Origin of the sequence: Gordonia sp. HS-NH1 (assembly GCF_001418765.1) — a bacterium.
Taxonomy (GTDB): Bacteria; Actinomycetota; Actinomycetes; order Mycobacteriales; family Mycobacteriaceae; genus Gordonia.
The window spans coordinates 91,090-110,109 of record NZ_LIYC01000007.1 but is presented as its reverse complement, the minus strand read 5'-3'; the positions used below and the strand labels follow the sequence as shown (position 1 = coordinate 110,109).

Below are 19,020 nucleotides of genomic sequence, written 5' to 3'. Positions count from 1 at the left end.
CCGGGGGTTTCGTAGACCGCGGGGTCACAGGATGTTGGCGCGGACCACACTCCAGGCCGGGTCGAACGGTCCGATGTCGTAGGTGCATGACGACTCCCGCGGATCCGGGACGAAAGCCCACAGCAGCGCGCCGGCGACACCGAGCGCGCGGTGGTTCGCGATGATGTCCTCGAACGCCCGGGCGCGCGTCGTCGCGGGCAGGCAGGAGCCGGCGTCGATGCCGATCTCGTTGACCACCAACGGCTTTCCGGCGCTCCGGGCCTGACGGACGCGAGTCGCCAGGTCGCTGCCGAGCGGACCGGAGGTCTGGCCGCGTCCGGTGCGGTAGTCGTGGAAGTCGAGTACGTCGATGCCGGGAGACCGGGCGACGTCGAGATAACCGGGACCGGCCAGGCCGCACTGGTCGCCGCCGACGAGACCCGCGAAGATCGGCCGGTCGGCGTCATAGGAGCGCAGCAGCGCGCCCGCCGAATCGAAGAACGACCGCAGGACAGCGGTGGCGTCGGCGGGACAGGTGCGCGCGTCCAACTCGCACGAGTCCGGACCGCACCGGCTCGCCTCCGGCTCGCCGACGAGCTCCCAGCCGACGACCGACGGTTCGTCGTGCCACCGCGTCACCGCGGTCTCGACCCACTGCGCGAAGGACGGCTGGTTGACCGACGGCGGTGTGCGCCAGCCCCGGGCGTAGAACTCACGGTCCTTGAACCGGCCGTCCTCGCAGTCCCCGGACCCGCCGGCGAGAACCGGCAGCACCAGCTGGCGATGCCGGGCCGCGGCGGCGAAGACCCGGTCGAGCGGCGCGAAGTCGAGGAGCCCGCTGCGCTTGTGAACGGCGAAGGACGAGAACACATTGAACCGGGTCAGTGCCCGCGGTGGCAGTTTCGCGAAGTAGGCGTCGAGGTCGACCTCGGCACCGCACCCGCTGTTCACCGCCCAGTCGGTGCCCAGCTGGTAGGCGTTGAAACCGGCGGGCCACCACGGCTTTCCGTCGAGGACGAGCCCGCCCGGGGTGGCCTGGACCCGCTGCGTCGGCGTCGGCTGGAGGGGGCCGGGGTCCGGCGTGCGGGCGCACCCGGTGAGGCACAGGAGAACTCCGGCGATCGCGGTGAGCACCACGGCGAGCGTCCGCGTCCTGCTGCGTCGGGGGACCACAGGTGCAGGTTACTCGTCACCTAAGGTGGCGGTATGACGTCGGGGCCGGACGAGCCGGGGTGCGCGGGGAGCCCGCGGGCGGTGGTGCTCGTCGCCGTCGTCGTCGCGCTGACCGCGCTCCTGTCCGCCTGCGGGCAGCCGACGCCGAACTCCCCGGCGGCGAGCAGCGCCACCTCACCCGAACCGACGACCCCGCCGGTCACCACCGCCATGCCGTACCCGGCGACGTCGGCGCCCGCGCCGGTCGTCTACCGCCCGCCCTACATCGAGCGAACCGAATGGACCGACACCGCCGTCGGTCCGAGTCTCTCGGTGTTCCCCACGCGCTCCGGGCGCTACACCACCGAACCCGGCGCGATGGCGTCCGCGTGGGCCGAGGTCGTCGCGCTCGATCCCACCGCCGACACACCCGGCATGCGGGCCCAGTTCGACTGCCACTGGCGGTTCGCCCGTCTGGTCGAGCCCGAGAAGCCCAGCTGGAACCTGGAACCCGGACGTCCCGTCGTCGCCGAGGAAGACATGGTCGGCGCCGGCTGCAACCCCGGCTTCGCCGAGGAATGACCCGTCAGCGCGTGCGATGCACGCCGTGACTCAGCGCGTGCGATGCACGCGGCGGTTCCCGATGATCCGGCACACGACGTAGATCGCGAACGAGATGATCGTGACGAAGACCGACACGGGCAGTTTCGGGGCGAGGGACATCAGCAGCCCGCCGACCGCCGCGACTTCGGCGAACACGACCGACAGCACCAGGGTGCGCGTCGGATTCGACGTGACGCGCGCGGCCGCGGCGCCGGGAGTGATCATCAGCGACATCACCAGCAGCGCGCCGATGATCTGCACGCCCTGCGCGGCCGCCAGGCCCATGATGATCGCGAACACCACGGACAGCGTCCGGATGGGGACACCCTGTGCCTGCGCCACGCGGGGGTCGGTCGAGGCGAACAGCAGCGGCCGGTAGATCACGGCCAGCACGACGACGACGATCCCGGTGGTGATGGCGATCGCGACGAGCCCGTTGATGCCGACGCTGACGACCTGGCCGGTCAGCAGTGCGAAACCGGTGCCGATCCGGCCGTACAGGGCCAGGAAGAGCACGCCGATACCGAGGCCGAACGCCATCACGACGCCGATCACCGAATCGCGTTCCCGTGCCTTGTTGCCGAGGAAACCGAACACCGCCGCGGCGATGACCGCACCGATGACACCGCCGAGGTTCACGCTGAACCCGATCAGCAGGGCCGCCGCGGCGCCGGTCACCGACAGCTCGCTGGCACCGTGTACCGCGAACGACATCTGCCGGGCGACGATCAGCGGACCCAACAGGCCGCCGAGGAGGCCGAGCAGCACCATCGCGAGGAGCGCCTGCTGCATGAAGTCGTAACCGAGCAGGTCGATGGTCGTGGAGAAATCCCAGAGATCGCTCAGCGAGCGGTCGACGGCGGAGTAGGTGGTGCTCACGCCGGCCCGCCCGAGCGTGCGATTCCCGAATCGGTCTCCGCGGCACAGTGGTGGGCGTCCTCGCCGCCGATCACGACGAGACGCCCGTTGACGCGCAGCACCTCGACGTCACTTCCGTAGAGCTCGCTCAGCGTCTCCGTCGTCATCACCTCGTGCGGCGCACCGATGCGGAACCTGCCGTCGACGAGATAGAGCACGCGGTCGACGTAGGGGAGGATCGGGTTGATCTCGTGGGTCACGAAGACGACCGCGGTCCCCGCCTCGCGCCGGCGGCGGTCGATGAGTTCGACGACCACCTGCTGGTTGGTCGGGTCGAGGCTGGCGAGTGGTTCGTCGCAGAGCAGCAGGCCGGGATCGCTGACCACCGCCTGCGCGACCCGCAGACGTTGCTGCTCACCGCCGGAGAGGACGCCGAGCGGGGCGTCGGCGTACGCCAGCGCGTCCACCGCGCTCAGGGCGCGGTCGACCAGTTCGCGTCGCCGCGCCCGCCCACGCAGACCGACGCCCCAGCGGCCGCCGTCGACACCGAAACCGACGAGGTCGCGCCCGCGGATGGCCATCGGGTCGGCGTCGTCCTCGGCGTGCTGCTGCGGGATGTAGCCGACCGCGTCGATGGTGGCGACGCTGCCGCGGTCGAGCGCGTACTGGCGCAGCAGGACCCGCAGGAACGACGTCTTGCCCGAACCGTTCGGCCCCAGGACCGCGATGAACTCGCCGGGCTCGATGGTCAGGTTCAGGTCGTCCCAGAGAATCCGGTCGCCGAACGCGAGTCGGGCACCCGAGAACGCAACGACCGGATGCGGATCCGTTTCTGCCCCGTCGCTGCCTGTCCCGGTCAATTGGAACCGGAACCCAGCGCCGCGGAGAGCGCGTCGATCTGGGCGCCCTGCCACACGAGGTAGTCGGTGACGCCGTCGGGCAGTGTCTCGGTGAACTTCACGACCGGGACGCCGGCCGAACCCGCGACATCGAGCATCGCCTGTGTCACCGGGTCCACGGCCTGGGTGTTGTAGATCAGCACCGCGGCACGACGGTCGGCGAGGATGTCCTGCAGCGCGGCGCGGTCGGCAGCGGCCGGTGACTGGCCTTCTTCGACGGCCTGGGTGAACCCGGCGGGCGCGATGTCGACGAGTCCGGCCTCGGTCAGCAGGTAGCCCGCGAGCGGTTCGGTCTGGGCGACCTCGGTGCCCTCGTGCTGCTGCCGGATGGTGGTGAGCTTCGCCCGCAGGCCGTCGATGCCGGTGGTGAAGGTCTCGGCGTTGGCGCGGTAGGTCTCCGCGTTGTCCGGGTCCTGCTCGGCCAGCGCGTCGGCGACCTTGTCGGCGACCTGGGCGACGACCGGGAGGTCGTAGAAGACGTGCTCGTTCTGATCGCCCTGCGAGTGGTCGTGGGCCCCGTCGGAATGGTCCCCGCCGGATGCGTGGTCGTCGCCGTGTTCGGCGTGGTCGTCTCCGTGCGCCTCGGCGGCATGCTCCTCACCGCCCAGCAGGGAGTAGGCGTCGACGGCCGTCGCGTCGGAGTTCGCCGCGGCCTCCTCCATGTAGGAGTCGTAGTGGCCGCCGTTGAAGACCAGGACGTCGGCGTCGGCGATGGTCGCGGTGTCGGCGGCGGACGGCTCGAACTCGTGCGGGTCACCGTCGGCGTTGGTGTACAGCGCGGTGACCTGGGCCTTGTCCCCGGCGACGGCGGCCGCCACCGAACCCCACACGTTCGTGGAGGTCACCACGGTCGGGGGTCCGTCGCTCCCGCCGGAGTCGTTCGAGCAGGCGGACAGCACCAGGGCGGCGGCGGACAGCACGCCGGCCGCGGCCAACAGGGATTTCCTCATCGACAACCTTTACGCAAATGACAATCGTTACCGAAAGCAGTCTAGGTGATCGCGGCGGCGGGCGTGCAGGGTGTCCGCACGCCGGGGGACGCGTCGGCCGGTGCGGCGTTTCTCTATGGTGGAGACCATGACCTCCAGCCCGTCCCCGCGGCGTGTCGCGCTGATCTCCGTGCACACCTCGCCGCTGGCGCAACCGGGCACCGGCGACGCCGGCGGGATGAACGTCTACGTCTGGCAGACGGCGACCCGGCTGGCCCGCCGAGGAGTCGAGGTCGAGATCTTCACCCGTGCGACGTCGTCGGCCGATGCGCCGTCGGTCGCCGCCGCGCCGGGGGTCACGGTGCGCAATGTGGTCGCCGGTCCGTTCGAGGGCCTCGACAAGCGCGACCTGCCCGCCCAGCTGTGCGCGTTCACGGCCGGGGTGTTGCGTGCCGAGGCGGCCCAGGCGCCCGGTTACTACGACGTGATCCATTCCCACTACTGGCTCTCCGGCCAGGTGGGCTGGCTCGCCCGCGACCGGTGGGGTGTCCCGCTGGTGCACACCGCGCACACCCTCGCCGCGGTCAAGAACGCCTCACTCGCCGAGGGCGACACCGCCGAACCGCAACTGAGGGTGATCGGCGAACAACAGGTCGTCGGTGAGGCCGACCGGCTCGTCGCGAACACCGAAACCGAGGCGGCAGAGCTGCTCTCGATGTACGACGCGGATCCTGCCCGCATCGACGTGGTGACCCCGGGTGCCGACCTCGACTGCTACACCCCGGGTTCGGCCGCGCAGGCCCGGGCGGCACTGGGCCTCGACCCCGACGAGACGATCGTGACGTTCGTCGGCCGAATCCAACCGCTCAAGGCGCCGGACCTCCTCGTGGCCGCGGCCGCGCCGCTGATCTCCGAAGCTGCCTCGACCGGCCGCAGACTGCGTCTGCTCGTGGTCGGCGGACCGTCGGGTTCCGGCCTCCAGCGACCGACCGCACTGATGGATCAGGTTGCCGAGCTGGGGATCTCGGACTCGGTGACCTTCCTCCCGCCTCAGCCGGCGCAACGCCTGGCGCAGGTGTACCGGGCGTCGGATCTGGTTGCGGTGCCCAGTCATTCGGAGAGTTTCGGCCTCGTCGCGATCGAGGCCCAGGCGTGCGGGACGCCCGTCATCGCCGCGAATGTCGGCGGTCTCGGGGTCGCGGTCGACGACGGGCGGACCGGTGTCCTGGTCAACGGCCACGCGGTCGGCGACTGGACCAACGCGCTCGAGAAACTCCTGGCGCAACCCGATCGTCTCGTCGAACTCGGCCACAACGCCCGAGCGCATGCCGAGCAGTTCTCCTGGGATCACACGGTCGATCAGCTCCTGGAGAGCTACAGCCGAGCCATGCGGTCGTTCGCCGCGCGCCAAGGCCCGGAATCGCCCGACGCGACGGTGACGGCGGCGGCCTCGGCTCGCCTCCGGCGCCGCTGGCGTCGCCGGCGCAACCGGGTGACGGTCTGACGCAGCCGGACACCGCCCGCTGCGCAAGGATTCCGATTCCATCGAAGAGAGGACGCCGTGAGTCGCACCGAGGTCGTCGACCTGCTCGAGAAGACGCTGGGCGAGAACGAGATCGCCTTCACACGCAAGAGCGGCGGCGGCGCCGACGTCGACCACGTGGTCGTCGAGTTGCCCGGCGAACGCAAACTCAAGACCACTGTGCTGCTGACGGCGAGTGAGCACGGTGTGCGGGTGGAGGCCTTCGTGTGCCGCCGCCCCGACGAGAACCACGCCGGGGTGTACAAGCACCTGCTGAAACGCAATCGCCGGCTGTACGGGGTCGCCTACACCATCGACAACACCGGTGACATCTACCTGGTGGGCCGCATATCCGCCGATGCGCTGAGCTCCGGCGAGGTCGATCGCATCCTCGGACAGGTTCTCGAGGCAGCGGACGGCGACTTCAACACCTTGCTCGAGCTCGGCTTCCTCACCTCGATCCGGCGCGAGTGGGCGTGGCGGGTCTCGCGCGGCGAGTCCCTGCGCAACCTCCTCGCGTTCGAGCACCTCATCGACAAGGAGTCACTGCCCGAGGCCGGTGCGCCGCTCGAGGGCCGCTACGTGCCGGGCGAATCGGTGGTCGACGGTGCCGATCAGGCGAGTGACGTCACCGCCGAACCGGACGAATCGTAGACTCTTCGCGAGAGGTCCACATCACATCATGTCAACATGCGTTGATACGATGCGGGCGAGAAATTCCCCAATGGAGGTGCCATGAGCTTCAAGAGTCCGTTCCCCGACGTCGAGATCCCCGATGTGAGCGTGTACGAGTTCCTGTTCGGCGCGGTGGCCGACGAGGATCTGGCACGCACCGCGCTCGTGGACCCGAAGTCGGGCGCGACGACGACGTACGACCAGCTGATCTCGCAGATCGACGCGGCGGCGGGAGCGCTGGCGGCGCGGGGAATCGGTGTGGGCGACGTGGTCGGCATCCTGTCGCCCAACATCCCGGCGTTCGCGACGGTGTTCCACGGCATCCTGCGCGCGGGCGGCACCGCCACCACGATCAACGCGTTGTTCACCGGGCCGGAGATCGCCAAGCAGCTGCGGGATTCGGGCGCCAAGATGCTCGTGACGATCTCCCCGATGCTGGAGCAGGCCAAGGCGGCGGCCGACGAGGTCGGGCTGGCGGATGCGGATCTGATCGTCCTCGACGGGGAGGGTCAGGACAGCTCGGGTCATCCGAACGCCGCGGATCTGCTGGGCGCGGGACTGGCCGCGCCGGAGGTGTCCTTCGATCCGTCGACGCATGTCGGGGTGCTGCCGTATTCGTCGGGGACGACCGGCAATCCGAAGGGAGTGGCGCTCTCGCACCGCAACCTGGTCGCGAACGTCGCCCAGATCCGCCCGCTCCAGGGCATGGGTGCCGACGACGTGGTCATCGCGGTGCTGCCCTTCTTCCACATCTACGGCATGACCGTGCTGCTCAACGCCGCGCTCTACAACCGCGCGTCGCTGGTCGTGATGCCTCGTTTCGATCTCGTGGAGTTCCTGGAGAACATCCAGAACCACAAGGTGACGATGGCCTACATCGCGCCGCCGGTGGCCGTGGCGCTGGCCAAGCACCCGATCATCGACAACTACGACCTGTCGTCGTTGCACACGATGATGTCGGGTGCCGCGCCGCTCGACGACGAGCTGGGTCAGGCGGTGGCCAAGCGTCTGGACCTGCACATGCTGCAGGGCTACGGGATGAGTGAGCTGTCGCCGGTGAGTCACATGATCCCGGCCGACACCGCCGGTCTGCTGGATCAGCAGGATCCGCCGCTGTCCTCGACCGGCTGGGCGGTGGCCAACTCGGAGAACAAGATCGTCGACCCGGCTTCGGGTGCGGAGATCGAGCTGCCGAGCGAGGGCCTGTCCGAGCCCGGTGAGTTGTGGGTGAAGGGCCCCAACGTGATGCTGGGCTACCTCAACAACGACCAGGCGACCGCGGACACCATCGACGCCGACGGTTACCTGCACACCGGCGACATGGCGCAGGTCGATCCGACGGGGTGCGTCTACATCGTCGACCGGCTCAAGGAACTCATCAAGTACAAGGGCTACCAGGTACCGCCCGCCGAGCTCGAGGCGTTGCTGCTGACCAACGACAAGATCGCCGATGCGGCGGTCATCGGGGTCATCGAGGCGGAGTCGGGGGAGGAGATCCCGAAGGCCTTCGTGGTACGTCAGCCGGGTTCGGAGATCACCGCGGACGAGGTCATCGAGTTCGTGGCCTCGAAGGTGGCCCCGCACAAGAAGGTTCGTGCGGTCGAGTTCATCGAGACGATCCCCAAGTCGGCCTCGGGCAAGATCCTGCGCAAGGACCTTCGCAAGTAACTTCGGCATCTCATCGACATCCGAATGACGTCGTGCCCGGATTCCGGGCACGACGTCATTCGGATTCGAGTCGGACTCAGGGGATCTCGTGCGGCGGGATGTCGTCGTAGGCCGAGGTGGGTGCGGTCCCGGTGCGCTTGTTCCACCAGTAGGTGAGGGCCCAGAGGATCACTCCCAGGAGCAGCAGCCAGCCGGCGACGACATACTGTTCCGGGTCACGACCGGTGAACGGCAGCGTCAGGTATCCGCAGGTGACGGCGCCGATGACCGCGATCGGCGTGTACGTGCGGAAGTGCTTGTGGCCCACCTTGTCCTTGCGCAGCACCAGGACCGAGATGTTGACGACGGTGAACACCGCGAGCAGCAGCAGCGCGGTGGTGCCGCCGAGCAGGCCGACGATGGAACCCTTGGGGTCGGCGCTGACGTAGGTCAGCAGGCACAGCGCGACGACCGTGGTGAAGATGATCGCCGAGAACGGTGTGCGACGCCCGGGGTGGACGTAGGCGAGGAACTTCGGCAGGACGCCCTGCTTGGCCATGCCGTACAGCAACCGGCTGGCCATCATCATGTTGATGAGCGCGGTGTTGGCGACGGCGAACATCGAGATCCACGGCAGCAGATCGGACATCGGGAAATCGGGCGCGGCGGCCTGAACGACGTCGACGAGCGGCGTCTCGCTTTCCGACAGCACGCCGACGGGCACGATGGCGACCGCGCAGATCGCGATCAGGACGTATACGACGGCGGTGATCCCGAGGCCGCTCAACATCACCTTCGGGAAGATCCGCACCGGGTCCTTGCACTCTTCGGCCATGTTGACCGAGTCCTCGAAGCCGACGAGGGCGAAGAAGGCCAGTGACGTCGCGGCGGTCACCGCGATGAAGACGTTCTTGTCGTCGGGACTCTCGAAGGCCACCACCGCGTCCCAGTGTTCGGCGTTGCCGCCGATGATGAACCAGTAGCCGATGAACAGGACGAGCAACAGACCCGTCAACTCCACCAGGGTCAGCACCACATTGGTGCCGACGCCCTCCGCGACGCCGCGGAAGTTGATGAACATGACCAGCAGCAGGAAGCCGATGGCGATGGCGAACAGTGCCGGATTCGTGGCGTCGGGTGAGTCGCCGCTGAACGCGGTCAGCATGTTGACCGCGAAGGCCCGCGACGCGGTGGTCGCCGAGGTGATGCCCGAACACATCACCGTGAACAGCACGATGAACGTGATGAAGTGGACGCCGAAGGCCTTGTGCACGTAGAGCGCTGCGCCGGCGGCCTGCGGGTATTTCGTCACCAGCTCGAGATACGAGAAGGCGGTGAGGGTCGCGACCGTGAACGCGATGAGGAACGGCAGCCATGCCGCACCGCCGACCTCGCCGGCGACCTGCCCGGTCAGCGCGTAGACGCCGGTGCCGAGGATGTCGCCGATGATGAACAACAGCAACAGCTTCCAGCCCAGTACGCGTTTGAGCTCGGGCTGCTTTTCCGCATTCTGGCCGGTGGAACCGGCATCTGTACTGGCTGTCATGCGATCACGCTAGACCTGCCCCGGTCCTTTCGCGCGGCGAATCGATGGGTTCATTACCATTTCGTCCTCCCGCGTCGTGCGCAGGGGTCGGCGCGGGACTCCGGCGGCGGTGCAGAGAAGGCGCGCACCGACTGTGGAAAACTATCCGCCATGAGCAACGGCACCTTGATCCTGATGCGTCACGGCGAGAGCGAATGGAATGCGTCCAACCAGTTCACCGGCTGGGTCGATGTGGCGCTGACCGACAAGGGCAAGGCCGAGGCCGAGCGCGGCGGCGAACTCCTCGTCGAACACGACCTGCTGCCCGACGTCGTCTACACCTCACTGTTGCGCCGCGCCATCACGACCGCGCACATCGCACTGGACCGGGCCGACCGGCTGTGGATTCCGGTGATCCGCGACTGGCGACTCAACGAGCGCCACTACGGCGCGCTGCAGGGCCTCAACAAGGCCGAGACCAAGGAGAAGTTCGGCGACGAGCAGTTCATGCTGTGGCGCCGGAGCTATGACACCCCGCCGCCGGCGATCGAGCCCGACGCGGAGTACAGCCAGGTCGGCGACGCGCGCTACGCCGACCTCGCCGAGGTGCCGCTGACCGAGTGCCTCAAGGACGTCGTCGAGCGGTTCATCCCGTACTACCTCGAGACCATCGTCGCCGACGTCAAGGCGGGCAAGACGGTGCTGCTGGCCGCGCACGGGAACTCGCTGCGCGCGCTCGTCAAGCATCTCGACGGCATCTCCGACGAGGACATCGCGGGCCTGAACATCCCCACCGGCAACCCGCTCCGCTACGACCTCGACGACGATCTGAAGCCGCTGAACCCCGGTGGTACGTACCTGGACCCTGAGGCGGCCGCCGCCGGTGCCGCTGCGGTGGCCGCCCAGGGGCAGAAGTAGGCAGAGGGTCCGTTCGGACAACGAGACGTGACACGTTTCGCCATGGCGTCGACGGTGTGGCGCGCGCTACATTAGACGGCATGGCGGATGTGGATGCCCTGCGGATCGACCATTCACCTGCTCGGGAGCGGTACGAGGCGATCCTCGTCGCCGAGTCCACGGGCGAGGACGAGGTCGTTGGCTATCTGGACTATGTCTCCGAGCCGTACCAGGTCGTCGTGACGCACACCGTGATCCGGGAGCAGTTCAGCGGTCACGGCTATGCGGGGCATCTGGTCCGGTTCGTCCTCGAGGACATCCGCAGCAGCGGCAAGCAGGTGGTGCCGGTCTGTTCCTATGTCCAGCGTTTCATCGAACGCCACCCCGAGTTCGCCGACATGGCGGTGCCGGTTCCGCAATGATCGCCCCCGTCGCCGAGCTCTCGGCCCTCGCAGGGCCTCCGGCCAACTCCGCGTGAACAACTGCCGAACACCTTCGTCAGATGTGCGTTCGGAGTTGGTCGAGTCGTAAGCTGCCCCTGTGACCGCCGCTATCTCCGCCGCGACGATCGCGTTCGTACTCGCGCTCTGCCTCGGTGTCGTGATCGGTCGACGCACCCGGGACCGTGACCGGTCTCGCGGATTCGCGTTCTTCGATCGCTTCTCGCGTGGTTCCGCACCCGCCGACGCGACCGCGGCGCCGGTGTTCCCGGTGACCCTCGGTCCCCGTGCGGTGCCGTCCTGGGCGGAGGTCCGCGACTCGGATGTGCAGTCGACCACCGACGACGGGCGGATGACCAAGGCCGGTCTGCTGAGCATGGTCGTGCGCAACACCGAGACTGCCATCGCGGTCGTCGACGAGTTCCGCGACGTCGTCCTGTACAACCAGCGGGCCGTCGAACTCGGACTCGTGCGCGAGATGCTGCTGGCCGACCCCGTGTGGGATGCGGTGAAAGAGGTGCTCGACACCGGGGTGGAACGCCGCTTCGAGTTCAGCCCGCCGATGTCGAGCCTCGGCTTCGTCTCGACCGGCCGGACTCCGAGGCCCAGCGTCGAGCACGTGCGCTGTCACGCCAAGATCGTCGCGCAGGGCGACGAACGCTACGTCGTCGCATACGGCCTCGACGACACCGAACACAAGCGTGTGGAGGCGACCCGGCGCGACTTCGTCGCCAACGTCTCGCACGAACTCAAGACACCGGTCGGCGCGATCGGCCTGCTCGCCGAGGCGCTCCTGGAGTCGGCCGACGACACCGACTCGGTCCAGCACTTCAGTCGCCGCGTGGTCGGCGAGACCAAGCGCATGGGCAACATGGTGAGCGAACTGCTGGCGCTGTCCCGGCTGCAGGACGGCGTCACCCCGGAGTTCACCTGCATCGACGTCGACTCGCTCATCGACGACGCGCTGGCCTCGGCGACCCTCGCCGCCGAGGCGGCGGCGATCGAGCTGCGCGCGGACGATCCGATCGGGGTGACCATCCGCGGCGACCGGCCACTGCTGCTCACCGCACTGAACAACCTGATCTCCAACGCCGTCTCGTACTCGCCGTCGGACACCGTGGTCTCCATCAGTCGTCGGGTCATCAAGATCGACGGGCGGCCGATGGTCGCCATCGCGGTCACCGACCGCGGGATCGGGATCGAGCCGGAGGATCAGCAGCGCGTCTTCGAACGCTTCTTCCGGGTCGACAAGGCCCGCTCGCGGATGACCGGCGGCACCGGACTCGGACTGGCCATCGTCAAGCACGTGGCCGCCAACCACGGCGGCACCATCAACCTGTGGAGCAAGCCCGGTACCGGCTCCACGTTCACGCTGTGCATCCCGGAGGACCTGTCGGACACCGGCTGGCCGGAGGCGGCCGAACAGGCGCTGTCGAATCCGGATTCACCTCCCCGCGGACTCGGCGCCGGCCATCACACCCCGCCGGCCCGGGTCGACGCAGCATCATCGAACGACCCGATTTCCGGTCACGACAACGAAGGAAACAAGAGTTGACCCACGTTCTGATCGTCGAGGACGAGGAATCGTTGGCGGATCCGCTGGCATTCCTGTTGCGCAAGGAGGGCTTCGAGGCCAGCGTCATCACCGATGGCGCACAGGCCTTGTCGACCTTCGATCGGGTGAGTCCCGACATCGTGCTCCTCGATCTCATGCTGCCCGGGATGTCCGGAACGGAGATCTGCAAGGCCCTGCGCACCCGGTCGAATGTCCCGGTGATCATGGTGACCGCGCGCGACAGCGAGATCGACAAGGTCGTCGGCCTGGAACTCGGCGCGGACGACTATGTGACCAAGCCGTATTCGGCTCGCGAACTGATCGCGCGTATCCGCGCGGTGCTGCGCCGCGGTGGCGACATGCCCGACGACGGCCTCGAGATCGGGATCCTGGAGGCCGGGCCGGTCCGGATGGACGTCGAAAGGCACACCGTGTCGGTCAACGGAACTCCGATCACCTTGCCGCTCAAGGAATTCGATCTCCTCGAGTACCTGCTGCGCAACGCCGGCCGGGTGCTGACGCGCGGTCAGCTGATCGACCGGGTGTGGGGCGTCGACTACGTCGGCGACACCAAGACGCTCGACGTGCACGTCAAGCGGCTGCGTTCGAAGATCGAACCGGATCCGGCGAATCCCAAGCACCTCATCACCGTTCGCGGTCTCGGGTACAAGCTCGAGGCCTGAGCCACACCGGGCCGGCAGCCCCCGGCGGGACTACTCCGGGGGTTGCAGCTCGTACTTGACGTCGGTCTCGCGGCGCTGCGTTGCGGCCTGCGTCGCCGGGTGGATCGCGATGAGCCCCAGGCCGTTTCGGCGTTTGCAGGCGGCCGCGAGCACCGCGTAGGCGGGTTCGCCGATCAGCGCGGTCAGCTCGGGGGCATACGATTCCCACACCTGCTTGGCGCCGACGTGGGCATCGGGGGAGCCCGAGCAGTACCACTTCAGATCGTGGCCGCCCTCGCCCCAGCCGCGCCGGTCGAACTCGGTGATCGTCGTCTGGAGCACCTCGGTGCCGTCGGGACGTTCCACCCAGTCCTGCTCGCGGCGCACCGGGAGCTGCCAGCACACGTCCGGTTTGACCGTGAGCGGCTCGAGTCCCTTGCGCAGCGCCATCGAGTGCAGTGCGCAGCCGACGCCACCGGCGAACCCGGGGCGATTGAGGAAGATGCACGCGCCCTTGTGAAGTCGGGTCTTGAGCGCTGGCTCGTCGTCGAGGTCGCTCTCCTCGAGATAACCCTTGGGGCCGACCGGATCCTTGCCCGAGCCCTTCTTGTAGAACTGCCAGTCCGCGGGCGTCAGCATGGCGACGCCGCGGGCCAGGGTCTCACGATCGTCGTCGTCGGAGAGGTAGGCGCCGTGGCTGCAGCAACCGTCTGTCTCCCGGCCGGGGAGGATGCCCTGGCATGCCGGGGTGCCGAACACGCACGTCCAATGGGAGAGCAGCCAGGTCAGGTCGGCCTTGATGACGTGCTCGGGATCGGCGGGATCGGCGAATTCGTACCATTCGCGCGGAAAGTCGAGTTCGACCTCCGGCGCGGGGTCGATGCGGGGCGCGGACGGCGAAATGGCGGTCACCTCTATACGGTAGCCGGGATCGGGCGGGCGAGGCGGCTGCACTACCGTTGAGCCGTGCGCTTAGGAGTCCTCGACGTGGGCAGCAACACAGTCCACCTCCTGGTGGTCGATGCCCACCGCGGCGGCCATCCCACCCCGATGAGTTCGACCAAGGCGGTTCTGCGCCTGGCCGAACAGATAGACGCCGACGGGCGGATGAGTGACCGTGCCCTCGCCAAGCTCATCGAGTCGATCGACGAATTCACCCATATCGCCCGGACGTCGGGTTGCGAACAGATGATGGCCTTCGCGACGTCGGCCGTGCGTGACGCGACGAACTCCGACGATCTCCTCGACGAGATCGAGCGCCGGACCGGGGTGCGTGTGCTGGTGCTGTCGGGTCGTGACGAGGCGCGCCTCACCTCGCTGGCGGTGCGCCGCTGGCGTGGCTGGAGCGCCGGGCGCATCCTCGCGCTCGACATCGGCGGGGGTTCGCTGGAGATGTCCAACGGCGTCGACGAGGAACCCGACGTGGCCCTGTCGCTGCCGCTGGGTGCCGGCCGGCTCACCCGCGAATGGTTGCCCGACGATCCGCCGGACCGCCGGCGGGTCGGGGTGCTGCGTGACTGGCTCGACGCCGAACTGCGGGCGCCGGCGGCGAAACTGCTCGCACCGGGTGCGCCCGATCTGTGCGTCGGGACGTCGAAGACCTTCCGCAGCCTCGCCCGGCTGACCGGGGCGGCGCCGTCGAGTGCCGGACCGCGGGTCCGCCGGGAACTGACGACGAGCGGGCTGCGCCAGCTCATCTCCTTCATCTCCCGCATGACCAAGGCGGATCGCGCGGAACTCGAGGGTGTCAGTTCCGACCGCGCCGGGCAGCTCGTCGCCGGAGCGCTGGTCGCCGAGGCGGCGATGCGCGCGTTGCAAGTCGATACACTGGAAATCTGTCCGTGGGCTCTTCGTGAGGGTGTGATCCTGCGCCGACTCGACGCCGAGCAGGCCGACGCGCTGGAGCCGGCTCCTGCACGCGGCGTTCACGAGGGCGTCGGCTGACCCGGAGCCCCGGACCAATGACGTTCGAGAACGAGGACGGAGAACCACTTCATGCCGAAGGATTCGGAGCCCGAATCTCGACCCATCTCGGTGTCGGAACTACTTGCCCGGTCTCAGGGTTCGGAGGGCGACGCACCGGCACGATCGCGAGACGGACGGGGACGTAGGCGCGCCGGACGTAGCGGTTCGTTCTCGGTGTCGGAGCTGACCGGCGAGATCCCGAAGGTCTCCGACGCCGGGGGCGACTCGGCGGCACCGGCCGAGACCCCGGCGCCGTCGGAGACCTCCGCCCAATCGGAGACCCCGGCGCCGTCGGAGACCTCCGCCCGGTCCGAGAGCCCGGCCCGGTCCGAGACCCCGGCCCGGTCCGAGACCCCGGCCCGGTCCGAGACCCCCGCCCGGTCCGAACCGACGACGCCGTCCGCAGAGAGCGCGCGTCCGGAGCAGGCGACGCCTCCGGAGCGGGACACGGCTTCGCGGGGGCGGCCGGACACGACTGCCGGACCGTTCCCGAGGTCGGGGAACCCGATTCCGCGGCGCCCGGCCGAGGACCAGCCCGTCGTCGACCGCCCGCGTGCCGACCGGCAACAGCGGTGGCCCGGCGGCCGCACCGCCAGCGGGATGCCCGGCTACGGCCAGGGGTCCGTCCCGCCGATGTCGACCCGCGACTTCAGCTCGGAGGCGGTCGCCCGCCGCCTCGGCCAGACCCCGCCGCGCGACACCGCCCCCGTCGACCAGGAGTCGGCGAACGCGGTCACCGGCATCATCCCGGTCGTCGGCGAGAACGGGCAGGATCTGTCCGTCGTCGACTCCGACGACGTGGTCACCTACGACCTGACCGAGGTCGATGCGAGTCCCGGCGGTCCCCGCGAGCGGGGCGACGGCGGGTTCTCCGAGGTCATGGACTTCGACGCCTATCGCAACTTCGCCGACGTGGAAGGCGCGGAACACGGCGCCGGCAGAGGCCGGTCCGGGACCGCGGCCCGTCCCGCCGGTTCGGCGAAGAAGCCCAAGGCAGCAGGCGTCGCCGGACTGGCCCGGAAACTCTTCGGCGGCAAGAAGCGCGATCGGGCCCAGGACGAGCGACCGGTCGACGAGCCCGGGTTCGACGGGCAGGACCACGACGGCCACGCCGACGACGAGACGACGTCCGGCTGGGCCGCGACCGCGGCGGCCGCCGCGACGGCGGGCGGGACGACGGCCGCGATCGCCGCCGCGCACCCCGAGATCCACCCGACCGAGGACCGCCCGGCCGACGACGACCACCAGACGTCTGACGACCTGACCGACGCCCAGCGGACCCACGACCGCCAGACGGACGACCGCCAGACGGACGACGACCGGACCGACGTCTCCCGGAGCGACGACCACCCGACCGAGGCCATCGAGCCGGTCGAGTCCCACCCCGACGACGCCGGCCGGGTCGACCTCACGAAGGACGACGACCCCGAGGATGCCGCCGAACCGGGGGAGCCGGGCGAACTCGATGCCCTGCACGACACGACGGACATCGACGAGACGCCCGACGACGGTCATCCGACCGGTGCGGGTGTCGAGGCCCGACGCGAGGACATCCAGTCCGCCGCCGGCCCGGCGACCGCCGGCGAGGCCGACGCCGCCGATACGGCAGAGGACGACGCCGAGCAGTCGCCGGTGAAGGCATGGCTGGTGCTGTTCGGGCAGGCGCTCGCGGGTCTCGCGGTCGGCGTCGGCCTGTTCTGGGGCTTCACCGAACTCTGGCGGTGGAATCCGTACTTCGCGCTGGTACTCGCCGTCCTGGTCATCTTCGGGATCGTGACGCTCTCCCACGTGGTCCGACGCACCAAGGATCTGCCGACGACGCTGCTCGCGCTCGGTGTGGGTCTCCTGGTCACCATCGGGCCGCTGGTGTTGTTGGCCGCGTGAGCCGGCCCGAACCGATGAACCCGTCAGAGTCGGAGACGGGCCGAACCTCACCAGCGGCCGAGATCCCGATCGGACTCTCGACGGCCTCGGTGTATCCGCAGAACACCGAGGCGGCTTTCGCCTACGCCGCCGAACTGGGTTTCGACGGCGTGGAACTCATGGTGTGGGGGGACCCCCTCAGCCAGGACATCCGGCGCGTCGAACATCTCTCGGAGCACTACCAGGTGCCGGTGCTGTCCATCCACGCGCCGTGTCTGCTCATCACCCAGCGCGTCTGGGGACGTGACCCGGTCGTGAAGCTCGCCCGTGCGGTGGAGGCGGCCGAGGACCTGGGTGCGTCGACCGTCGTCGTGCATCCGCCGTTCCGTTGGCAGCGGGGCTACGTCGCGGCCTTCGACGACCTGGTCGACGAGCTCGAAGCCGACAGCGGCATCGCGGTCGCGGTGGAGAACATGTTCCCGATGCGCGCCGACCGCTTGTTCGGGGCGGGCGAGCCGTCGGTCCGGCGTCTCGCCAAGCGCGGCGGCGGGCCCGGTCTGGCGGCGTCGGCGTTCGGCAAGTCCATCGACCCGACCGACGACGGCTACGCGAACTACACCCTCGATCTCTCGCACACCGCGACCGCAGGCGTCGACGCCCTCGCGCTTCTCGACCGGATGGGGTCGCGGCTCAACCACCTGCATCTGGCCGACGGACACGGGGCGGCCACCGACGAGCACCTCATCCCCGGCGACGGGGGCCAGCCCTGCGCGGAGGTGTGCCGACGGATCGCGGCGAGCGACTTCGCCGGGGCGGTTGTGCTCGAGGTCACGACGGGTAGCGCGCGCACCAAACCCGAACGCAGCGCGCTGCTGGCCCGTTCGCTAGATTTTGCGCGGCGGCACCTCAAACGGGAGCTGCACCCCGAGCCCCTCGGCCAGTTCAGCAGCTGACTCCTCGGGGGACGAGCCGGGTCGACGAAGGCGGGACGATGACCAGCAAGATCACCGAGGTGCAGGAGCTGACCGAGGTGGACCGGAGCGGTCCGGACTCGCTCACCCTGCGGGCGCACATCGACGCGACGTTCACCATCGGTCCCAAGGTGCACGGCGGCACGCTGCAGATGGTCGTCGCGAAGGCGGCCCGGACCGCGCTGAGCGCGCTGACCCCGGACGGCGATCGGCTCGCCGAGTCGGCTGCCGCGATGATCCCGGTGGCGATCTCCAGTGACTACCTCACCGCCCCCGACGCCGCGGACATCGATCTGGTGGTCGGCGTGCGCAAACGCGGGCGCACGGTCACGGTCCTGTCGGTCGACGCGGTGCAGCTGGGCCGCACCGTCGTGTCCTCGTCGGTGACGATGGCCCGGCCCGACAGCGGCCGGCCGCACCACTCCGGCCCCACGGTCCTCGACACACTGCCCGTGGGGCCGTCGCCGACGGGTATCCCACTCGACGGTTCGCCGATCGCCGAGGTCAATCACCTGGGCCCCGCCATCGATCTGGTCCTCGACTCGGAGACGTTCCCCGTCGTCCGCGGCGAGACCGGCGAGCCGCTGGTGCGCGGGTGGATCCGGCCGAAGGGCGTCGAGCCCGACGAGTACTTCACGGTCCTGGTCGGCGACATCTCGCCGCCCGTCGTGATGAATCTGGCGCTGTTCGGATGGGCACCCACTGTGCAGCTGACCACCTATGTCCGCCGGCACCCCGCGCCCGGCTGGCTGCGCTTCGCCGCGACGAGTTCGGAGGTCGGCCCCGGAATGTTCGAGGAGGACCATCTCGTGGTGGACTCGACCGGGACAGTCGTCGCACAGTCCCGCCAGCTCGCCCTCATCCCCTCAGGAAGGTAG

The 19,020-nt window shown here is 69.1% G+C and carries 18 protein-coding genes; 12 read left to right on the top strand and 6 right to left on the bottom strand.

Annotated features, from left to right (window positions below; genetic code table 11):
* Positions 1-24 precede the first annotated feature (24 nt).
* Complete coding sequence (locus AMD30_RS07640; RefSeq protein WP_044505951.1) at positions 25-1,152, bottom strand: beta-mannosidase; 1,128 nt, start codon at positions 1,150-1,152, stop codon at positions 25-27.
* A 33-nt stretch (positions 1,153-1,185) separates the two neighbouring features.
* On the opposite strand from AMD30_RS07640, the gene AMD30_RS07635 reads away from it, so the two are divergent.
* Positions 1,186-1,713: a DUF2599 domain-containing protein gene (locus AMD30_RS07635; RefSeq protein WP_055475212.1), complete on the top strand. Its 528-nt coding sequence runs from the start codon at positions 1,186-1,188 to the stop codon at positions 1,711-1,713.
* 30 nt (positions 1,714-1,743) lie between these two features.
* On the opposite strand, the gene AMD30_RS07630 is transcribed toward AMD30_RS07635, so the two are convergent.
* The 3 genes from AMD30_RS07630 to AMD30_RS07620 are packed head-to-tail and all read right to left on the bottom strand — an operon-like array spanning position 1,744 to position 4,441.
* On the bottom strand, positions 1,744-2,613 hold the full coding sequence (locus tag AMD30_RS07630) for a metal ABC transporter permease (RefSeq protein ID WP_014925527.1): 870 nt from the start codon (positions 2,611-2,613) through the stop codon (positions 1,744-1,746).
* Positions 2,610-3,452, bottom strand: coding sequence for a metal ABC transporter ATP-binding protein (locus AMD30_RS07625; RefSeq protein ID WP_055475211.1), 843 nt, complete (start codon positions 3,450-3,452; stop codon positions 2,610-2,612). Before AMD30_RS07625 ends, AMD30_RS07630 begins: the two co-directional genes overlap by 4 nt.
* The gene (locus tag AMD30_RS07620; protein WP_014925529.1) at positions 3,449-4,441 is read right to left on the bottom strand and encodes a metal ABC transporter solute-binding protein, Zn/Mn family; all 993 of its coding nucleotides are present in this window, start codon (positions 4,439-4,441) and stop codon (positions 3,449-3,451) included. The genes AMD30_RS07625 and AMD30_RS07620 overlap by 4 nt, the downstream gene beginning before the upstream one ends.
* A 127-nt stretch (positions 4,442-4,568) precedes the next feature.
* Here AMD30_RS07620 and mshA point away from each other — a divergent pair, with 127 nt between their 5' ends.
* The 3 genes from mshA (at position 4,569) to AMD30_RS07605 (ending at position 8,285) form a co-directional block, all read left to right on the top strand.
* Positions 4,569-5,924, top strand: a complete 1,356-nt coding sequence (gene mshA, locus AMD30_RS07615) for a D-inositol-3-phosphate glycosyltransferase (protein WP_055475264.1) — start codon at positions 4,569-4,571, stop codon at positions 5,922-5,924.
* Between the two features lie 57 nt (positions 5,925-5,981).
* The gene (locus tag AMD30_RS07610) at positions 5,982-6,596 is read left to right on the top strand and encodes a YbjN domain-containing protein (protein ID WP_055475210.1); all 615 of its coding nucleotides are present in this window, start codon (positions 5,982-5,984) and stop codon (positions 6,594-6,596) included.
* A gap of 81 nt (positions 6,597-6,677) precedes the next feature.
* Entirely contained in the window at positions 6,678-8,285 is a 1,608-nt protein-coding gene (locus tag AMD30_RS07605) for an AMP-binding protein (RefSeq protein WP_055475209.1), read from the top strand.
* 76 nt (positions 8,286-8,361) lie between these two features.
* Here the strand turns inward: AMD30_RS07605 and AMD30_RS07600 are convergent, their stop codons facing one another.
* Positions 8,362-9,810 carry an APC family permease gene (locus tag AMD30_RS07600; RefSeq protein ID WP_055475208.1) on the bottom strand — a complete coding sequence of 483 codons (1,449 nt, stop codon included), beginning with the start codon at positions 9,808-9,810 and terminating at the stop codon, positions 8,362-8,364.
* 150 nt (positions 9,811-9,960) lie between these two features.
* On the opposite strand from AMD30_RS07600, the gene AMD30_RS07595 reads away from it, so the two are divergent.
* The 4 genes from AMD30_RS07595 to AMD30_RS07580 all read left to right on the top strand — a co-directional run bounded on the left by AMD30_RS07595 (position 9,961) and on the right by AMD30_RS07580 (position 13,364).
* The gene (locus AMD30_RS07595) at positions 9,961-10,707 is read left to right on the top strand and encodes a phosphoglyceromutase (protein WP_010842052.1); all 747 of its coding nucleotides are present in this window, start codon (positions 9,961-9,963) and stop codon (positions 10,705-10,707) included.
* 80 nt (positions 10,708-10,787) lie between these two features.
* Positions 10,788-11,108, top strand: a complete 321-nt coding sequence (locus tag AMD30_RS07590) for a GNAT family N-acetyltransferase (RefSeq protein ID WP_010842051.1) — start codon at positions 10,788-10,790, stop codon at positions 11,106-11,108.
* A gap of 118 nt (positions 11,109-11,226) precedes the next feature.
* Positions 11,227-12,681, top strand: a complete 1,455-nt coding sequence (locus tag AMD30_RS07585; protein WP_010842050.1) for a sensor histidine kinase — start codon at positions 11,227-11,229, stop codon at positions 12,679-12,681.
* Positions 12,678-13,364 (top strand): response regulator transcription factor, encoded by a 687-nt coding sequence (locus tag AMD30_RS07580; RefSeq protein WP_014925536.1) that lies wholly within the window; start codon positions 12,678-12,680, stop codon positions 13,362-13,364. Before AMD30_RS07585 ends, AMD30_RS07580 begins: the two co-directional genes overlap by 4 nt.
* Positions 13,365-13,394: 30 nt before the next feature.
* Here AMD30_RS07580 and AMD30_RS07575 read toward each other — a convergent pair whose 3' ends face one another.
* Positions 13,395-14,255, bottom strand: a complete 861-nt coding sequence (locus AMD30_RS07575) for a hypothetical protein (RefSeq protein ID WP_055475207.1) — start codon at positions 14,253-14,255, stop codon at positions 13,395-13,397.
* 54 nt (positions 14,256-14,309) lie between these two features.
* Here AMD30_RS07575 and AMD30_RS07570 point away from each other — a divergent pair, with 54 nt between their 5' ends.
* From AMD30_RS07570 to AMD30_RS07555, 4 genes are read left to right on the top strand one after another with little or no spacing between them, the layout of a single operon-like run.
* Positions 14,310-15,287, top strand: a complete 978-nt coding sequence (locus AMD30_RS07570) for a Ppx/GppA phosphatase family protein (protein WP_197282754.1) — start codon at positions 14,310-14,312, stop codon at positions 15,285-15,287.
* Positions 15,288-15,338: 51 nt separating this feature from the next.
* Positions 15,339-17,192 (top strand): hypothetical protein, encoded by a 1,854-nt coding sequence (locus AMD30_RS07565; protein ID WP_055475205.1) that lies wholly within the window; start codon positions 15,339-15,341, stop codon positions 17,190-17,192.
* A gap of 14 nt (positions 17,193-17,206) precedes the next feature.
* Positions 17,207-18,124, top strand: coding sequence for a sugar phosphate isomerase/epimerase family protein (locus AMD30_RS07560; RefSeq protein WP_014925539.1), 918 nt, complete (start codon positions 17,207-17,209; stop codon positions 18,122-18,124).
* Between the two features lie 38 nt (positions 18,125-18,162).
* The gene (locus tag AMD30_RS07555; RefSeq protein ID WP_055475204.1) at positions 18,163-19,020 is read left to right on the top strand and encodes a thioesterase family protein; all 858 of its coding nucleotides are present in this window, start codon (positions 18,163-18,165) and stop codon (positions 19,018-19,020) included.

Coding starts and splice junctions, on each gene's coding strand:
- AMD30_RS07635 (WP_055475212.1), top strand. CDS start 1,186: ATGACGTCGGGGCCGGACGAGCCGGGGTGCGCGGGGAGCCCGCGGGCG.
- AMD30_RS07605 (WP_055475209.1), top strand. CDS start 6,678: ATGAGCTTCAAGAGTCCGTTCCCCGACGTCGAGATCCCCGATGTGAGC.
- mshA (WP_055475264.1), top strand. CDS start 4,569: ATGACCTCCAGCCCGTCCCCGCGGCGTGTCGCGCTGATCTCCGTGCAC.
- AMD30_RS07560 (WP_014925539.1), top strand. CDS start 17,207: ATGAACCCGTCAGAGTCGGAGACGGGCCGAACCTCACCAGCGGCCGAG.
- AMD30_RS07620 (WP_014925529.1), bottom strand. CDS start 4,441: ATGAGGAAATCCCTGTTGGCCGCGGCCGGCGTGCTGTCCGCCGCCGCC.
- AMD30_RS07600 (WP_055475208.1), bottom strand. CDS start 9,810: ATGACAGCCAGTACAGATGCCGGTTCCACCGGCCAGAATGCGGAAAAG.
- AMD30_RS07590 (WP_010842051.1), top strand. CDS start 10,788: ATGGCGGATGTGGATGCCCTGCGGATCGACCATTCACCTGCTCGGGAG.
- AMD30_RS07595 (WP_010842052.1), top strand. CDS start 9,961: ATGAGCAACGGCACCTTGATCCTGATGCGTCACGGCGAGAGCGAATGG.
- AMD30_RS07555 (WP_055475204.1), top strand. CDS start 18,163: ATGACCAGCAAGATCACCGAGGTGCAGGAGCTGACCGAGGTGGACCGG.
- AMD30_RS07565 (WP_055475205.1), top strand. CDS start 15,339: ATGCCGAAGGATTCGGAGCCCGAATCTCGACCCATCTCGGTGTCGGAA.